The organism is Burkholderia arboris, from assembly GCF_038723655.1.
GTDB lineage: Bacteria > Pseudomonadota > Gammaproteobacteria > Burkholderiales > Burkholderiaceae > Burkholderia > Burkholderia arboris.
Map to the genome: position 1 here is coordinate 1,250,040 of NZ_CP109822.1, position 16,164 is coordinate 1,266,203.

Here is a 16,164-nt window from a genome sequence, read left to right on the forward strand (position 1 = left end):
TTCACGAGGTCGATTCATGTCCCCCGTCTCGGCATTCAAGCTGGTTCTGTTGTCATTCCTGGCGATCGTCGCGCTCGAATGCATCGCCAAGCGGTTGCGGCTGCCGCCGGCCGCCGCGCTGCTGATCGGCGGCATCGGCATCGCATTCATCCCCGGCCTGCCGCCGATCAACCTCGATCCCGAGCTGGTGCTGCTGGTGTTCCTGCCGCCGCTGCTGATGGACGGCGCGTACTTCTCCGTGTGGGAAGAGTTCAAGCGCAACGTCGGCGGCATCCTGATGCTCGCGATCGGCGCGGTCGCGTTCACCACGTTCGCGGTCGGCTTCGCCGTGCACTGGGTGGTGCCGGCGCTGCCGTGGGCCGCGTGCTTCGCGCTCGGCGCGATCGTGTCGCCGCCCGACGCGGTGGCCGCGAAGGCCGTGCTCGAACGCGTCGCGCTGCCGCGCCGGCTGATGGTGCTGCTCGAAGGCGAGAGCCTGCTGAACGACGCGGCCGGCCTCGTGCTGTTCCGCTTCGCGGTCGCTGCCGCGCTCACCGGCGCGTTCAGCCTCGAGCATGCGGTCGTGCGTTTCGCGGAACTCGGGCTCGGCGGGGTCGTGGTCGGCTTCGTGGTCGGCAAGCTCGTCGTGTGGTTCCTCAAGCTGCTCGACGACGACTATCTCGTGATCACCGTCGCGGTCATCGCCGGCTGGATCGCGTACATCGCGGGCGAAATGGTCGAGGTGTCGGGCGTGATCGCAACCGTCACGGCCGGGATGATCGTCGGCTGGCATCAGCATGAGGTGTTCTCGGCGGCCGTGCGTACGCGCGGCACCGCGTTCTGGCAGGTCATCGTGTTCCTGCTCGAAGCGATGGTGTTCGTGCTGATCGGGCTGTCGCTGCGTGGCGCGATTCACCGCCTCGGCGGTTTCGAACAGGTGCTCGCCACGATGGTGCCGCCGGTGCTTGCGGTACTGGCCGCGGTGATCGTGTCGCGTTTCGTGTGGATCTACGCGGTCGAGGCGCTGAAGTGGCCGGTGCGCGGGTTCGCGCGGCGCGGCGAAGCACCCGACTGGAAGGCGGCGACGATCATGAGCTGGGCCGGGATGCGCGGCGTCGTGACGCTCGCGATCGCGCTGTCGCTGCCCGAGGCGCTGCCCGGCCGCGACGTGATCCTGGTCGCGTCGTTTGCGGTGATCCTCGTCACCGTGCTGCTGCAGGGCACGACGATCGGGCCACTGATCCGGCTGCTGCGCCTGCCGCAGCGCGAGGAGCGCGCCGCGCACCACCTGACCGAGCCGCAGACGTGGGCACACGTCGAGGCCGCGCAGCTCGCGGCGATCCAGCCGCTCGTGCGCGACGAGAACGGCGTCGTGATCCATCCGCGCCTGCTCGAGCAATACACGTATCGCGCGGAACTGACCGAGCGGGCGAAGAACGAGCCCGAATACCCGGCGGAAGTGCGCGCCGCGCACTACGATGTGGTGCTGGCCGCGATCCGGGCCGGGCGCGCGGAGCTGTTGCGCCTGCACCGTTCGGGGCGCATCCACGACGAAATGCTGCACGCGCTCGAGCGCGACCTCGACCTGCAGGAAGTGTCCGCGCAGCACGCGCGCGGGTAAGCGGGCGCGACCCGCCTTCTCACGGGCCGGCGTCCTGCCGGCGCCGATGCGCGCACAGGGCGATCCTCGCCCGTCACGCGACTTTTTGCTCCCGCCCGCGCGCCGATTCGGTGTTTCTGAATCCGGCCCTCAATACGACCGGCAGCCAGCCTTGCAGCGCATGCAAACCTGATGGCGCCGGTCTCGCAAACGTTATCGTGTTTCGAATCCGGAAATGATCTGATTTATCTGATTCCGTCTCTTTCTGCATATTTGGCAAAACTAAACCGGAAGGAGATAGATGCTGTGTTCTAATTTCATTTAGAATCAGCCGGTTATCTTTATTGAGAGAAAGAATGCGGAGGTAATGCGGTCGCCGACGGGGAAAGAAGCGGCGTCCAAAGCCCCGCAAGGCAGTGCCGACAGGCTAAATCGGCGGAATCAGGCGGGTTTATCAACCGCCAAAATAAGATGGCGTCCAAGTCGGATAAACAACTCCTATGAAAGAATCGATTGGAGATTCGGCGTTTGAAACTGTATTTATGAAAGAATCGAGCAGTGATAATGCCTCGGATTGTCTCGAATCGGGGTTATCGGTCCTCCTGGTCGACGATCAGCCGTTCGTCGGTGAGGTGATCCGCCGCGCATTGCGCAGCGAGCACGACATCGACCTGCACGTGTGCACCGACGCGCACCGGGCGATGGCGGTCGCGCGCGACGTGAAGCCGACGGTGATCCTGCAGGACCTCGTGATGCCGGAGATCGACGGCCTCGATCTCGTTCGCGCGTGGCGCGCCGACGCCGGCACCGCACGCGTGCCGATCATCGTGCTGTCCGCGAAGGAGGAGCCGATCGTCAAGCGTGAGGCGTTCATCGCCGGCGCGAACGACTATCTGGTGAAGCTCCCCGACGCGATGGAACTGACCGCGCGCATCCGTTATCACTCGAATTCGTACCTGATGTCCCGGCAGCGCGACGAGGCGCTCGATTTCCTGTCGCACGACATGCGTTCGCCGCAGACGTCGATCCTCGCGCTGCTCGACGTCTACCGCACCGAGCACGGCGACATGCCGGCGATCATGGAGCGCATCGCCGGCCATGCGCGGCGCGCGCTCGCGCTCGCCGACGGCTTCATCCATCTGACCCGTGCGCAGTCCGAGCGCCGTGCGCACGACGTCGTGAGTCTCAACGAAATCGTGCTCGATGCCGTCGACCAGCTGTGGGAGAAGGCGGCCGGGCTCGGTTGCCGGGTCGTCGCGCATGTGCCCGACGCCGAGTGCGTGACGATGGGCGACCGCATGATGCTCACGCGCGCGGTCGCGAACCTGATCGACAACGGGCTGAAGTACGGCCCGGCCGGCACGGACGTGCATTGCACGCTGAGCGTCGAGGATGGCGCCTGGCTGATCGGCGTCGAGGATACCGGCGCCGGCATCGCACCGGAGCAGCGCACGGCTGCGACCGAGTCGTTCGTGCAGCTCGAATCCGCGCATGGCGCGGCGCGCAGCGGCTTTGGCCTCGGGCTCGCGTTCGTTCGCGCGACGGCGGCGCGGCATCGCGGCCAGATCCTGATGCGCAATACGGCGCGCGGCTTCATGGTCGCGCTCCGGCTGCCGGCGCAACCGGAGCGGTGATTTCGCGGTGCGGCCAGCCGGCGCCGCGCCGCCCGCAGACCCCGATGCGCTCGTGGCGCGCCTTCCGGCGCGCAGGCGGGCGCGGATTTTTTCAACGCTGATTTTAGAAAGCCCATAACGAACATGGCCACCGTGACGCCCCGCGCGACCAATGAAAGCCTGCATCCGACGATCGGCGCTGCCCGGCTGACGCTCGGCAATCGCATCCTGCTCAGCTTCGGCGTGCTGTTCGTGCTGATGCTGGTGACAGCCGGCGTGTCGTACGAGCGACTGCGCGCGATCAACAGCGAAGCCGTCAGCATCGAGCGCGACTCGCTGCCCGGCGTCTACCTCGCGTCGTCGCTGCGCGGTTCGGTCAACGAATCGTTCACGCTGCTGCAGCAGGCGACCTTCGTCGACACCGAGTCCGAAACCGTGCAGCGCGATCTCGCGAAGATCTCCGACGCGCTGAAGGACATCGAGTCGCTGTCGGTCGACTACCAGAGCACGACGTTCCGCGACGACGACCGGCAACGCTTCGCGACGTTCCGCGGCGCCTACGATCGCTACGTGCCGCTGCTGAACGAAGCCGTTCAGAAGAGCCGTGTGTCGCGCGAGGAGGCCGTCGCCGCGTACGCGAAAACGCTGCCCGCATGGACCGAGGTCGTGCGCAACGCGAACGTGCTGGTGCAGGAGAACCGCAAGTTCGCGGAACAGTCCGCGAAGATGATCCGCGAATCCGTGCAGGACACCGAAGTCGTGCTCGCGACCGCACTCGCGTTCGTGCTGCTGACCGCGCTCGGGCTGGGCTACGTGCTGTACCGTTCGGTCACCGTACCGATGGCGCGCCTTGTGGAAGTGCACGACGTGATGCGCACCGGCAACCTGACGCGCCGCCTCGACCTGCGCCGCCGCGACGAATTCGGCACGCTCGAGACGGGCTTCAACCGGATGGCCGACGAGCTGACCGAACTCGTCGCCCGCGCGCAGCAATCCTCGCTGCAGGTGACGACGTCGGTGGCCGAGATCGCGGCGACGTCGCGCGAGCAGCAGGCGACCGCGAATGAAACGGCGGCGACGACGACGGAAATCGGCGCGACGTCGCGCGAGATCTTCGCGACGTCGCGCGACCTGCTGCGCACGATGAACGAGGTGGCCGGCGTGGCCGAGCAATCGGCGACGCTCGCGGGCGTGAGCCAGAGCGGGCTCACGCGGATGGGCGAGACGATGCGCAGCGTGATGGATGCGGCCGGCTCGGTGAACGCGAAGCTCGCGATCCTCAACGAGAAGGCGCTGAACATCAACCAGGTGGTCGCGACGATCACCAAGGTGGCCGACCAGACCAACCTGCTGTCGCTGAACGCGGCGATCGAGGCCGAGAAGGCCGGCGAGTACGGCCGCGGCTTCGCGGTCGTCGCCACCGAGATCCGCCGCCTGGCCGACCAGACGGCCGTCGCGACCTACGACATCGAGCAGACGGTGAAGGAAATCCAGTCGGCCGTGTCGGCGGGCGTGATGGGGATGGACAAGTTCTCCGAGGAAGTGCGTCGCGGGATGCTCGACGTGCAGCAGGTCGGCGGGCAGCTGTCGCAGATCATCGCCGAGGTGCAGACGCTCGCGCCGCGCTTCCAGATGGTCAACGAAGGGATGCAGACGCAGGCGAACGGCGCCGAGCAGATCACGCAGGCGCTGTCGCAGCTGTCGGAGGCTGCGCAGCAGACGGCCGAGTCGCTGCGCCAGTCGTCGCAGGCGATCGACGACCTGACGCTGGTGGCGAACCAGTTGCGTACCAGCGTGTCGCGTTTCAAGGTCGACGCGTGACGCGCGCCGATCCGCAGGGCGGCGCCCATGCGCTGTTCCTGATGTTCGAGCTCGACGGCGAGCGTTACGCGCTCGACGCGGCCGGCATCGAGGAGGTGCTGCCGCTCGCCGTCACGAAAGCCGTGCCGGGCGCGCCCGACTGGATCGCCGGGCTGCTGATGCGCGGCGGCCAGCCGGTGCCGGTGATCGACGTGCCGATGCTGGCGCTCGGGCGGCGTGCGCATGCGCTGCGCTCGACGCGGCTCGTGATGGTCCGCTATCGCGCGGGCGAGGCCGACGGCGAGCGCACGCTCGGCCTGATCGTCGAACGCGCGACGCAGACGATGCGGATCGATCGCGCGGCGTTTCGCGCAAGCGGCGTCTCGACCGCACGCACGCGCTGGCTCGGGCTCGTCGCGAACACGCCTGACGGCGTCGTGCAGCAGGTGTCGGTGTCCGACCTGGTCGACGACGTTGCGCGCCTGTATCTGTTCGACGGCCTGCCGGGCCACGGGGAGGAGTCCGCATGAAAGAGTCCGAAGCGCGATTTCGCGGCTGGCTGCTGCGCGAGACCGGCATCGACCCCGATTCGCTCGGCAACGATTTTCTGACGCGGGCGCTGACGGATCGCGTGCACGCACTGCAGGCGGACGGCGAGCGCCTGCTGTCGGCGGCGCGGCCGCCCGTGACGCCGGAAGCGCTCGACGCGTACTGGCAGCAGCTCAACGCATCGGCCGACGAACGGCGCGCGCTGATCGAACTGTTCGTCGTCCCGGAGACATGGTTCTTCCGCGACCGCGAGGCCTTCGCGACGCTCGCGCGGCTGGCCGCGGAACGGCTTGCCGCGCTGCCCGGCCGTGTAATCCGCGTGCTGAGCGCGCCGTGCTCGACGGGCGAGGAGCCGTACTCGGCGGCGATGGCGTTGCTGGATGCCGGGCTCGACCCGGCCAGTTTCGCGATCGACGCGATCGACCTCAGCGCGCGCGCGATCGAGCAGGCGCGGCTCGGCTGTTACGGGCGCAATGCGTTCCGCGGGACCGCAACGGAGTTTCGTTCGCGCTACTTCACGCCAACCCGCGACGGCTGGCTGCTCGACGATCGCGTGCGCGCGTGCGTGCAGTTCAGTCATGCAAACCTTGTCGAACCGGTCGCGGATACGGGCATTCGCTACGATTTCGTGTTCTGCCGCAATGTGCTGATCTACTTCGACCGCGACGCGCAGGATCGCGTGATCCGCTCGCTCGACGAGCGTCTCGCCGACGATGGCACGCTGTTCGTCGGGCCGGCCGAAACGGGTGTCGCGATGCGGCACGGGATGCGCTCGGCGCGCGTGCCGCTGGCGTTCGCGTTCCAGCGCGAGCCGGCCGATGCGTGCGCGGCCCGGCCGGTCGCGCCGCTGTCGGCGGTGGCGCCGTACCGGTGTGCGGAGCGCTTCACGGTCGCGCCGCTCGCGGCGACGCGCCCGGTGCTGGCCGTCGCGCCGCCGGCCTGGCTCGGCGACGTGGGTCAGCCGTTCGCAGCGCCGCCGCCGGCCGTGCGCACGGCCGCATTCGATGCACGGGCCGACCTGTCGGTGGCGACGGCCGACCCGGTAGCACCGGTTGCCGAAGACGTCGCGCCGACGCTGGAAGAGGCGCAGGCGCTCGCGAATGCGGGCGCGTTCGACGAGGCCGAGCGCGTGCTCGCGCAATTCTCGGCGCGCGTCGGGCCGCATGCCGATGCGTTCTACCTGAACGGATTGATTGCGGATGCGCGCGGGCGTGCCGCGGAAGCGGGCGACTTCTACCGGAAGGCGCTGTACCTGCGGCCCACGCACCACGAGGCGCTGACGCATCTTGCGACGCTGCTCGACGTCGGCGGCGATCGCGCGGGCGCGCAATGGCTGCTCGAGCGCGCGCGGCGCTCGGCCGGCTGACACGACGACGGGATAGGGACCGACACCGCGATGACCAGAGGAATTCATGAACCGCGACGCCGCTGCCACTGACGACACGACGATCGACGTCGACGATTGCTGGAACCGGATCGGCACGCGCGGCGACCGCTCGTGCAAGCGGTTGAACGACTGCCAGCGCTGCCTGAACTGTCCGGTCTACGCGTCTCACGCGGCGAAGCTGCTCGAGCGTCCGCTCGACGCTGCCGAGATGGCCGCCGCCACGCGCCGGATGAGCGCGTTCGACACGACACGCGCGGGCGACGAAGACGGCGATACGCGCCACGCGGCGCTGGCGTTCCGCGTGGCCGACGAATGGCTGGCACTGCCGATCGGCGTGCTGCGCGAGATCGCGGGCACGCGTCCGATGCATTCGCTGCCGCATCGCCGCAATTCGGCCGTGCTCGGCGTGGTCAATATTCGCGGCACGCTGCGCATCGCGATCTCGATCGGCGCGCTGCTCGGCCTCGAGGCCGGCAAGCGCGGCAGCGACGACGGCCGTTTCACGCGGCTGCTGGTGGCCGCGCACCAGGGCGAACCGGTTGTGTTTCCGGTCGACGAGGTCGAGGGCGTGCTGCGCTTCGGCGCATCCGACTGGGTGCCCGTGCCGGCGACGGTCGGGCGCGCGAGCGCCGGCCTGTCGCGCGGCGTGCTGTCGTGGCGCGGCAAGTCGGTGGGCTTGCTCGACGACGATCGTCTGTTCGATGCCGTCACACGGAGCATGCGATGAGCGGCGATGACGACCTGAGCCACCTGTCGCTGCTCGAGCTGTATCGGGAAGAGACGCGCACGCAGACCCAGGCGCTGTCGGAGCGGCTGCTCGCGCTCGAATCGGGCGAGCCCGATTCCGTCGCGCTCGAAGCCTGCATGCGCGCCGCGCATTCGCTGAAGGGTGCCGCGCGCATCGTCGGCGTGCCGCTCGGCGTCGACATCGCGGGGCGGATGGAGGAGTGCTTCGTCGCTGCGCAGGCCGGCACGATCTCGCTGACGGCCACGCACGTCGATGTGCTGCTGGCCGGCGTCGATTTGCTGGTGCGCGTCGGCGATCCGCAGGCGCAGCCCGTCACGCCGACCGAGATCGACGTGTTCGCGGCCGCGCTGACGGGCGCCGACGGCGCACAGACCATGCAGGCGTCTTCCGCGGTGCCGCCGGTGCCGCCGCCGGTCATGTCGTATCGCGACCACGACGGCGCCGCGAACGAACCCGTCGGGGCCAGCGCGACCGTGCCGCCGCTCGCCGTGTCGGGCGCGGTGCCCGATCCGGCCCAGGCCGGCCGCGTGGCGGGCGCCGGCGCGATGCGCCGCGTGCGCGCCGATACGCTGAACCGGTTGCTGAGCCTGTCCGGCGAATCGCTGGTCGAATCGCGCTGGCTCAAGCCGTTCGCCGAATCGATGCTGCGCGTGAAGCGGGCGCAGCGCGATGCGGCCCGTTCGCTCGACCTGATGTACGAACAGTTCGCCGACGATCTCGACGCCGGCATGCTCGCGTCGATGAACGAAGTGCGGCACATGCTCAACGACCTGCAGCGTTCGCTCGCCGAGCGCATGGACGAGTTCGACCGGTTCGAGCGGCGCAGCACGCATATCGCCGAGCAGCTGTACGACGAGGCGCTGCAATGCCGGATGCGGCCGTTCGGCGATGCGACGCGCGCGTACCCGCGGATCGTCCGCGATCTCGCGCGCTCGCTCGGCAAACAGGTGCGTTTCTCGATCGTCGGCGAAGGCACGCAGGTCGATCGCGACATCCTCGACCTGCTCGACGCGCCGCTCGGCCACCTGCTGCGCAACGCGATCGACCACGGCGTCGATTCGCCCGACGCGCGGCACGCGCGCGGCAAGCCGGCCGAGGCGAGCGTCACGCTCGAGGCGCGCCACAGCGCCGGCTCGCTGCTCGTCAGCGTGATCGACGACGGGCCGGGCGTCGACATGGACGCGCTGCGCGCAGCCGTCGTGCGCCAGCGCCTGACCGACGACGAGACGGCCGCGCGGCTGTCCGATCCCGAGCTGCTCGAATTCCTGCTGCTGCCGGGTTTTTCGATGCGCGACGCGGTGACCGACGTGTCGGGGCGCGGCGTCGGCCTCGATGCGGTGCAGGAGATGGTGCGCGGCGTGCGCGGCGCGGTGCGGATCTTCAACGAGCCGGGCGCGGGCATGCGTTTCGTGCTGCAACTGCCGCTCACGCTGTCGGTGATCCGCAGCCTGCTCGTCGAAGTCGGCGGCGAGCCGTACGCGTTTCCGCTCGCGCATGTGCGCCGCACGCTCGAGCTCGCGCATGACGACATCGACGTGCTCGAAGGGCAGCCGCATTTCCCGTTCGACGGCCGGCGCGCGGGGCTCGTCGCCGCGCACCAGCTGCTCGACGCGGGCGAGCCCGACGTCGCGCGCACCAGCACGGCGGTCGTGGTCGTCGGCGGCGAGCCCGAGCTGTACGGCGTCGCGGTCGACCGCTTCCTCGGCGAGCGGATGCTCGTCGTGCAGCCGCTCGACAGCCGCCTGCACAAGATCCAGAACATCGCGGCCGGCGCGTTGCTCGAGAACGGCGACCCGGTGCTGATCGTCGACGTCGAGGACCTGATCCGCTCGGTCGACAAGCTCGTGCGCGGCGGGCAGCTCGCACGGCTCACGCGCGATCCGCAGCTTGCGCTGGCCGACCGGCGCCGCCGCGTGCTCGTCGTCGACGATTCGCTGACGGTGCGCGAGCTCGAACGCAAGCTGCTGGAAAAGCGCGGTTACGACGTGACGGTCGCGGTCGACGGGATGGAAGGCTGGAACGCGGTGCGCAGCGATGCGTTCGATCTGGTCGTGACCGACGTCGACATGCCGCGCATGGACGGGATCGAACTCGTCACGCTGATCAAGGGCGACCCGATGCTCAAGCGCGTGCCGGTGATGATCGTGTCGTACAAGGATCGCGACGAGGATCGCCGCCGCGGGCTCGATGCCGGCGCCGACTACTACCTCGCGAAGAGCAGCTTCCACGACGAGGCGCTGCTCGATGCCGTGCACGACCTGATCGGAGACTCGCGCGGATGAACATCGGCATCGTCAACGACTTGCCGCTGGCCGTGGAGGCGCTGCGCCGCGTGATTGCGCTGCGTGCCGACCACCGCGTGCTATGGGTCGCGACCGATGGCGACGAGGCGGTGGATTTCTGCGTCGCGCATCCGCCCGATGTCGTCCTGATGGATCTCGTGATGCCGAAGGTCGACGGCGTCGCCGCGACGCGCCGGATCATGGCGCGTGCGCCGTGCGCGATCCTGGTCGTGACGGCGAGCGTCAGCGCGAACACGTCGTCGGTCTACGAGGCGATGGGCGCCGGCGCGCTCGATGCGGTCGACACGCCGACGCTCGCGCTCGGGTTGTCGACCGACGCGTCGCCGCAAGCACTGCTCGCGAAGATCGACCAGATTGGCCGGCTGCTCGAAAGCCGCACCGCGGCGCTGGTGCCGCCGGGGCCGACGCCCGCGCGCGGCCAGCCGACGCTCGTCGCAATCGGCGCGTCTGCGGGAGGGCCGACCGCGCTCACCGCGCTGCTGCGCGCGCTGCCGGAGGATTTTCCGGCCGCGATCGTGATCGTCCAGCACGTCGACCAGGCGTTTGCGTACGGCATGGCCGAATGGCTCGACGGCTATACGCGGCTGCCGGTGCGCGTCGCGCGGCAGGGCAGCGTGCCGCAGGCGGGCGAAGTGCTGCTCGCGGCGACCAACGATCACCTGACCCTGTCGCCGCGCGGCGTGCTCGGCTACACGCGGCATCCGGCCGAAACGCCGTACCGGCCGTCGATCGACGTGTTCTTCAACAGCGTCGCGGACGGCTGGCAGGGCGATGCGCTCGGCGTGCTGCTGACGGGCATGGGGCGCGACGGCGCGCTCGGCCTGAAGGCGATGCGTGCGAAGGGCTGCTACACGATTGCGCAGGACGAGGCGACCAGTGCCGTCTACGGGATGCCGAAGGCGGCCGCGGCGATCGGTGCGGCGTCGGCGATCCTGCCGCTCGAGCGGATCGCGCCCCACCTGATTTCGCGGATCGCGCTCGCGCCGCGCGACTGACGGCGCAGCGGGCGGGCGCCGGCGTTTCGCGGCGCCCCGGCGCGCGCATTGCGCGTGCTGCGCGGCGTCGCGTACAATGGCCGCCTGCGGAGATGGCATGCCTCCCTGCGGTCGTTCCCGGCGCGTTGCGCGCGCGGTGCGGCCCTCAACCGCCGGTTTGCCCGGCTGATGATGCCTGCGTGTTCCTGGGTCTTCAGGAGGTCGCAGGCCGTCCATGCGGTATTCTGCCGCCCAGGTTTTGATGTTCTGTCGAATCTGGAAATCATGTTTTTCACGACTTCTGCCGATCTTTTCGCGACCGTGCGCTATGTGTGCCGCTGGCTCGCGCTTTCAGCCCTGCTCGGCGCGCTGGCCGGCACGGCATCCGCGCTGTTCCTGATTGCGCTCGACTGGGCGACCGGCACGCGCGTCGCGCATCCGTGGCTGCTGTGGGGGCTGCCGGCCGCCGGTTTCGCCACCGGCTGGATCTATCATCGCTTCGGCCAGTCGGTCGCCCGCGGCAACAATCTGCTGATCGACGAGATTCACGACCCGAAGGCGCTCGTGCCGAAACGCATGGGGCCGCTCGTGCTCGTCGCGACCGTCGTCACGCACCTGTTCGGCGGCTCGGCCGGCCGCGAAGGCACGGCCGTGCAGATGGGCGGCGCGCTCGCCGATCGCATCACGCACGTGTTCCGTCTCGATCGCGAGCACCGGCGCGTGCTGCTGATGGGGGGCATCGCGGCCGGCTTCGCGTCGGTGTTCGGCACGCCGCTCGCGGGCGCCGTGTTCGGGCTCGAGGTGCTCGCGATCGGGCGCGTGCGGTACGACGCGCTGCTGACCTGCGTTGCGTCGGCGATCGTCGCGGACGTCGTGTGCCGCGCGTGGGGCGTGCATCACACGGCCTATGCGATCCCGTTCGTGCCGGCCGTGTCGGCGACGGGGCTGGCCGTGACGGTCGTCGCGGGTATCGCGTTCGGTGTGGCCGGGCGGCTGTTCGCATTCGCGACGCATGCGCTGACCGCGTGGTTCCGCCGCGTGATCCGCTATGCGCCGCTGCAGCCGGTGCTCGGCGGCCTGCTGGTCGCCGCGGCGGCCACCGTGCTGAACGTGCCGCAGTATCTCGGCCTCGGCATCCCGACGATCGAAGCCGCGTTTCACGGCCCGCTGCCGCTTTACGATTTCGCGGGCAAGTTCGCGTTCACGGTCGTCACGCTCGCATCGGGGTTCAAGGGCGGCGAAGTGACGCCGCTGTTCTACATCGGCGCGACGCTCGGCAATGCGCTCGGCCAGCTGCTGGCGCTGCCGGTGCCCGTGCTCGCGGGGCTCGGCTTCGTCGCGGTGTTCGCAGGCGCCGCGAACACGCCGATCGCGTCGACGATCATGGCGATCGAACTGTTCGGCGCGGATATCGGCGTGTATGCGATCGTCGCGTGTGTCGTCGCGTACCTGTTTTCGGGGCACGCGGGGATTTACCGCGCGCAGCGCGTGGCGGTGGGGAAGGGGGCGCAGGCCGAGGCGGAGTGAGGCGGGCGCGGAAGGCGGATTCGTTGCGGCTTCTCCGGGAGCGCGATGCATGCGATATCGGACGGGGAGCGTGTCGTTGCGGGTACATCTGATCGGGCCGGGCGGCGCCGGCAAGACCACGGTCGGGGCGATTGTCGCGGCGCGCCTGAACTGGCGGTTCGTCGATGTGGATCAGTGCTTCCTGGCCGCGCACGGGAACATTGGCGATTTCATCCGCGATCGCGGCCATGCCGAGTATGCGTCGCACAACGTCCGGCTGTACGAGCAACTCGCACGCGGCATGTCGGCGCCCACGATCTGCGCGGTGTCGTCCGGTTTCATGCTGTATCCGGCCGATGTCGCGCCGGCCTATCCGGCACTTCGCCGCGGCATCGAGGAGGACGGATTCACCGTGCTCCTGCTGCCTTCGTTCGATCTCGAACGCTGCGTGAAACTGATCGTGGGCCGGCAAATGGCTCGGCCGTATCTGAATGCGAATGAAGCGGACGAGATGCGCAAGATCCGCGATCGGTTCCCTGCCTTCATGCGCCTGAACTGCAGGCGATTTGCGAGCGACGGCACACCTGGGCGCGTGGCGGCCGACATCGAACGCTTTATCGTGGCGTCGATGTCATCGGATGAAGACGATCCGTGTCCGGTCGCGGGCGAGTGGAACAGGCCCTAGCACGCCGGCATCCGTTACTGCTTCGGCAGGCGCGCAACATGGCGCGCCAGCAGTTCCTCGATATCGATGCCTTTTTCCGCCAGCAATGCGGTGACGACGCCGTTCAGTTCGCCGAGCGTTTCCTTGACCGATTCCCGGATCGTATCGACGACGACCTGGGTGCTGCGCTCGATCTCGATGTTGACCGTGTCGTTGACGCCCTTCGCATCGAAGGTCGTCGCGCGGCGCGTTTCGGGGATCAGCCAGACGTCGAACCAGCCTTCGTCGCGGTTGACGTCGGACACCGTCAGGCTGCAGCCGTTGATCGCGATATAGCCCTTCGCGAACACGTATCGCTTGAACGCTTCCGGCACGCCGATGCGCACCATCCGGTTGTGTTCGGACATCGCGATGTGCCGGATGGTCCCGGTGAAGTCGACATGGCCGGACAGCGGATGCCCGCCGATCTCCGCGCCGTCCTTCGCGGCCCGCTCCACGTTGATGTGCGCGCCCGTCGCGAGATCGGCCAGCGTCGTGATCCGCAGGCTCGGCAGCATCACGTCGAAGTCGATCAGCTCCGGCGAATGGATGGTCGTCACCGTCAGGCAGACGCCGTCGACCGACACGCTGGCGCCGATCTCGATGTCGTCGGTAAACCGCTCCGGGAATTCGATGCTGAAGGTTCTCAGTTCCCCGTGGTCGGCGATGGTCTTGATGGTGGCAACACCCTGGACAATTCCTGTAAACATGGTCGATCCCTAGTCGCAAATTTCCTGGTCGACATGATAAGGGATACCGGAAAAGGGCACGTCGTGGCGCGCGGCGTCAGGGCTGCAGGCGTGACGCGCGGACGTAAAAAAGGCCGTGCACCTGGCACGGCCTCGATCCGGATCCGTTTATCGACGCGTGCCGGCGGTGATGACCGCACCGCCGGCGCGTGCCGCGACGCACTTGCGTCAAGCCTCGGCCGGCTCCCCCAGCGGCCCGGCGTCATCGTTCGCCATGCGCCGCGGCGCATCCGCGAGCCCCTTCGCGAGCTCCAGCGCCTGCCGCTCGAACAGCCGGCGGTAGATGCCGCCGTCGATGCGGATCAGCGCGTCGTGGTTGCCTTCCTCGATCACCTTGCCGCGATCGAGCACGAGCAGCCGGTCGAGCGCGCGCACGGTCGACAGCCGGTGCGCGACCACGAGCGTCGTGCGGCCGACCATCAGCCGCTCCATTGCCTGCTGGATCAGCAGCTCGCTTTCGCTGTCGAGGCTCGACGTCGCTTCGTCGAGGATCAGGATCGGCGCATCGGCGAGGAACGCACGCGCGATCGCGACCCGCTGGCGCTCGCCGCCCGACAGCTTGATCCCGCGTTCGCCGACGAGCGTGTCATAGCCGTCCGGCAGCGCGACGATGAAGTCGTGCGCGCTGGCAAGACGCGCGGCGCGCTCGATGTCGGCGCGGCTCGCGTCGGGGCGCGCATAGGCGATGTTCTCCGCGAGCGTGCGGTGGAACAGCACGGGCTCCTGCTGGACGATCGCGATCTGGCTGCGCAGCGAATCCTGCTGCACGCGTGCGATGTCCTGGCAGTCGATCGTGATGCGGCCGCCCGACACGTCGTACAGGCGCTGGATCAGCTTGATGAACGTCGTCTTGCCCGACCCCGAGTGGCCGACGAGACCCACGCGCTCGCCGGGTGCGATCCGCATCGAGAAATCGTCGTACAGCGGCACCGGGTGGTTGCCGTAGCGGAACGTCACGTGCTCGAAGCGGATCTCGCCTTGCCCGATCCGGATGGCCGGTGCGTCGGGGCGATCGTCGATGCCGAGCGGCTGGCGCTCGAGCGCGACGAGTTCTTCCATGTCGTTCACCGAGCGCTGCAGGTTGCGGATGTGCATGCCGACGTCGCGCAGGTAACCCTGCAGCATGAAGAACATCGTCAGCGCGAACGCGATGTCGCCCACGCTCGCTTCGTCGTTCGCCCACAGCCGCAGCGCGACGCCGATCATCGCGGCCTGCATCGCGACGAGCATCGCGCCCTGCAACCCGCCGTTGAACGTGCCGCGCACCCACGTGCGGCGCGTGCGCTGCCGCCACTTGCCGATCACGCGCGCGAGCCGCGTTTCCTCGCGCGTTTCCGCGCCGAAGGCCTTGACCACGGCATTGCAGCTCACGGCGTCGGCGAGCGCGCCGCCCATGCGCGTATCCCACAGGTTGCCGAGCCGTGCGGCCGGCGCGACGATGCCGAGCGACACCGCGACCGTCACCGCGATGTACAGCAGCGAACCCGCGCCGACGACGAGCCCCATCACGGGCCAGTGCGAACCGAGCAGCACGGTGGCGCCGACCAGCATCGTGACCGACGGCAGCAGCGCGATCAGCACGGTGTCGTTGAGCAGGTCGAGCGCCCAGATCCCGCGCGTGATCTTGCGCACGGTCGAACCCGCGAAGCTGTTCGCGTGCCAGTCGGTCGAGAAACGCTGCACGCGGTGGAACGACGCGGCGGCGATCTCGCTCATCATCTTCAGCGTGAGCGTGATGATGTTCAGGTACACGCCCTGGCGCAGTATCGTCGCGCCGATGCCGAGCGCGGCGAGCGTGCCGAACGCGACGAGGGCCGCGTGCCAGGCGGCGGCGCGGTCGGTCAGGCCGGTCGACAGCGCGTCGATCAGGCGGCCGGCGAACAGCGGCGTGAGGACATCGGCGAGCGCGGCGAGCAGCGCGAAGCTCGCGACCGTGGCGGTGCGCGCCGGCTGCTTGCGCCAGTAGCGAATGGTGAAGCCGAAGACGGCCTGGAATGCGTGGCCGCCCAGATGGGTGGTTTTTCTGGTCATGTATCGTTGCCCGGCGCATCGCGCGACGGGACTTTCCGGTTCGGAGAACGTCGAAAACGCAACAGCCGGGCCGCGCGAAAGACGCGGGCGGAACGAAACGGGCTGTCGGGAAAAGCGCGGCTGACGGGTTAGCGGAAAACTCGGGAGCCTGCGCGGACGGCGGGCTGGATCAGCTGCGCCGTGGGACCACGTTCGGGAAGGTTGCTGGCATTCGGAACATCT

At 68.8% G+C, this 16,164-nt stretch carries 12 protein-coding genes and 1 riboswitch; of the genes, 10 read left to right on the top strand and 2 right to left on the bottom strand.

The features are described from left to right. The first annotated feature begins 16 nt into the window (after positions 1 to 16). The 10 genes from OHZ10_RS23000 (at position 17) to OHZ10_RS23045 (ending at position 13,144) form a co-directional block, all read left to right on the top strand. Positions 17 to 1,600 carry a Na+/H+ antiporter gene (locus OHZ10_RS23000; protein ID WP_342705853.1) on the top strand — a complete coding sequence of 528 codons (1,584 nt, stop codon included), beginning with the start codon at positions 17 to 19 and terminating at the stop codon, positions 1,598 to 1,600. A 479-nt stretch (positions 1,601 to 2,079) separates the two neighbouring features. Beyond that, positions 2,080 to 3,213: a hybrid sensor histidine kinase/response regulator gene (locus OHZ10_RS23005; RefSeq protein WP_059237387.1), complete on the top strand. Its 1,134-nt coding sequence runs from the start codon at positions 2,080 to 2,082 to the stop codon at positions 3,211 to 3,213. A 123-nt stretch (positions 3,214 to 3,336) separates the two neighbouring features. Then, entirely contained in the window at positions 3,337 to 5,013 is a 1,677-nt protein-coding gene (locus OHZ10_RS23010) for a methyl-accepting chemotaxis protein (protein WP_059237386.1), read from the top strand. Further along, complete coding sequence (locus OHZ10_RS23015) at positions 5,010 to 5,522, top strand: chemotaxis protein CheW (protein ID WP_059237385.1); 513 nt, start codon at positions 5,010 to 5,012, stop codon at positions 5,520 to 5,522. Before OHZ10_RS23010 ends, OHZ10_RS23015 begins: the two co-directional genes overlap by 4 nt. After that, on the top strand, positions 5,519 to 6,907 hold the full coding sequence (locus OHZ10_RS23020; protein ID WP_342705854.1) for a CheR family methyltransferase: 1,389 nt from the start codon (positions 5,519 to 5,521) through the stop codon (positions 6,905 to 6,907). Before OHZ10_RS23015 ends, OHZ10_RS23020 begins: the two co-directional genes overlap by 4 nt. A 46-nt stretch (positions 6,908 to 6,953) precedes the next feature. After that, on the top strand, positions 6,954 to 7,655 hold the full coding sequence (locus tag OHZ10_RS23025; RefSeq protein ID WP_342705855.1) for a chemotaxis protein CheW: 702 nt from the start codon (positions 6,954 to 6,956) through the stop codon (positions 7,653 to 7,655). After that, entirely contained in the window at positions 7,652 to 9,958 is a 2,307-nt protein-coding gene (locus OHZ10_RS23030) for a hybrid sensor histidine kinase/response regulator (RefSeq protein ID WP_059237382.1), read from the top strand. The genes OHZ10_RS23025 and OHZ10_RS23030 overlap by 4 nt, the downstream gene beginning before the upstream one ends. After that, complete coding sequence (locus tag OHZ10_RS23035; RefSeq protein WP_059237381.1) at positions 9,955 to 10,974, top strand: chemotaxis response regulator protein-glutamate methylesterase; 1,020 nt, start codon at positions 9,955 to 9,957, stop codon at positions 10,972 to 10,974. The genes OHZ10_RS23030 and OHZ10_RS23035 overlap by 4 nt, the downstream gene beginning before the upstream one ends. A 79-nt stretch (positions 10,975 to 11,053) precedes the next feature. Continuing rightward, positions 11,054 to 11,159, top strand: a riboswitch (Fluoride riboswitch). Positions 11,160 to 11,238: 79 nt separating this feature from the next. Further along, on the top strand, positions 11,239 to 12,480 hold the full coding sequence (locus tag OHZ10_RS23040) for a voltage-gated chloride channel family protein (protein ID WP_059237380.1): 1,242 nt from the start codon (positions 11,239 to 11,241) through the stop codon (positions 12,478 to 12,480). Positions 12,481 to 12,529: 49 nt separating this feature from the next. Next, positions 12,530 to 13,144 (top strand): shikimate kinase, encoded by a 615-nt coding sequence (locus OHZ10_RS23045; protein WP_342705856.1) that lies wholly within the window; start codon positions 12,530 to 12,532, stop codon positions 13,142 to 13,144. A 14-nt stretch (positions 13,145 to 13,158) separates the two neighbouring features. Here the strand turns inward: OHZ10_RS23045 and OHZ10_RS23050 are convergent, their stop codons facing one another. Together OHZ10_RS23050 and OHZ10_RS23055 are read right to left on the bottom strand one after the other, a co-directional pair. Continuing rightward, the gene (locus OHZ10_RS23050) at positions 13,159 to 13,872 is read right to left on the bottom strand and encodes a riboflavin synthase subunit alpha (RefSeq protein ID WP_174993113.1); all 714 of its coding nucleotides are present in this window, start codon (positions 13,870 to 13,872) and stop codon (positions 13,159 to 13,161) included. A gap of 207 nt (positions 13,873 to 14,079) precedes the next feature. Beyond that, positions 14,080 to 15,942, bottom strand: coding sequence for an ABC transporter ATP-binding protein (locus tag OHZ10_RS23055; protein WP_342705857.1), 1,863 nt, complete (start codon positions 15,940 to 15,942; stop codon positions 14,080 to 14,082). Positions 15,943 to 16,164: the final 222 nt, after the last annotated feature.

Excerpts from the sequence above, each read along its gene's own strand:
- OHZ10_RS23000 (WP_342705853.1), top strand. The coding sequence starts at position 17 with ATGTCCCCCGTCTCGGCATTCAAGCTGGTTCTGTTGTCATTCCTGGCG.
- OHZ10_RS23005 (WP_059237387.1), top strand. The coding sequence starts at position 2,080 with ATGAAAGAATCGATTGGAGATTCGGCGTTTGAAACTGTATTTATGAAA.
- OHZ10_RS23010 (WP_059237386.1), top strand. The coding sequence starts at position 3,337 with ATGGCCACCGTGACGCCCCGCGCGACCAATGAAAGCCTGCATCCGACG.
- OHZ10_RS23020 (WP_342705854.1), top strand. The coding sequence starts at position 5,519 with ATGAAAGAGTCCGAAGCGCGATTTCGCGGCTGGCTGCTGCGCGAGACC.
- OHZ10_RS23025 (WP_342705855.1), top strand. The coding sequence starts at position 6,954 with ATGAACCGCGACGCCGCTGCCACTGACGACACGACGATCGACGTCGAC.
- OHZ10_RS23030 (WP_059237382.1), top strand. The coding sequence starts at position 7,652 with ATGAGCGGCGATGACGACCTGAGCCACCTGTCGCTGCTCGAGCTGTAT.
- OHZ10_RS23035 (WP_059237381.1), top strand. The coding sequence starts at position 9,955 with ATGAACATCGGCATCGTCAACGACTTGCCGCTGGCCGTGGAGGCGCTG.
- OHZ10_RS23040 (WP_059237380.1), top strand. The coding sequence starts at position 11,239 with ATGTTTTTCACGACTTCTGCCGATCTTTTCGCGACCGTGCGCTATGTG.
- OHZ10_RS23045 (WP_342705856.1), top strand. The coding sequence starts at position 12,530 with ATGCGATATCGGACGGGGAGCGTGTCGTTGCGGGTACATCTGATCGGG.
- OHZ10_RS23050 (WP_174993113.1), bottom strand. The coding sequence starts at position 13,872 with ATGTTTACAGGAATTGTCCAGGGTGTTGCCACCATCAAGACCATCGCC.
- OHZ10_RS23055 (WP_342705857.1), bottom strand. The coding sequence starts at position 15,942 with ATGACCAGAAAAACCACCCATCTGGGCGGCCACGCATTCCAGGCCGTC.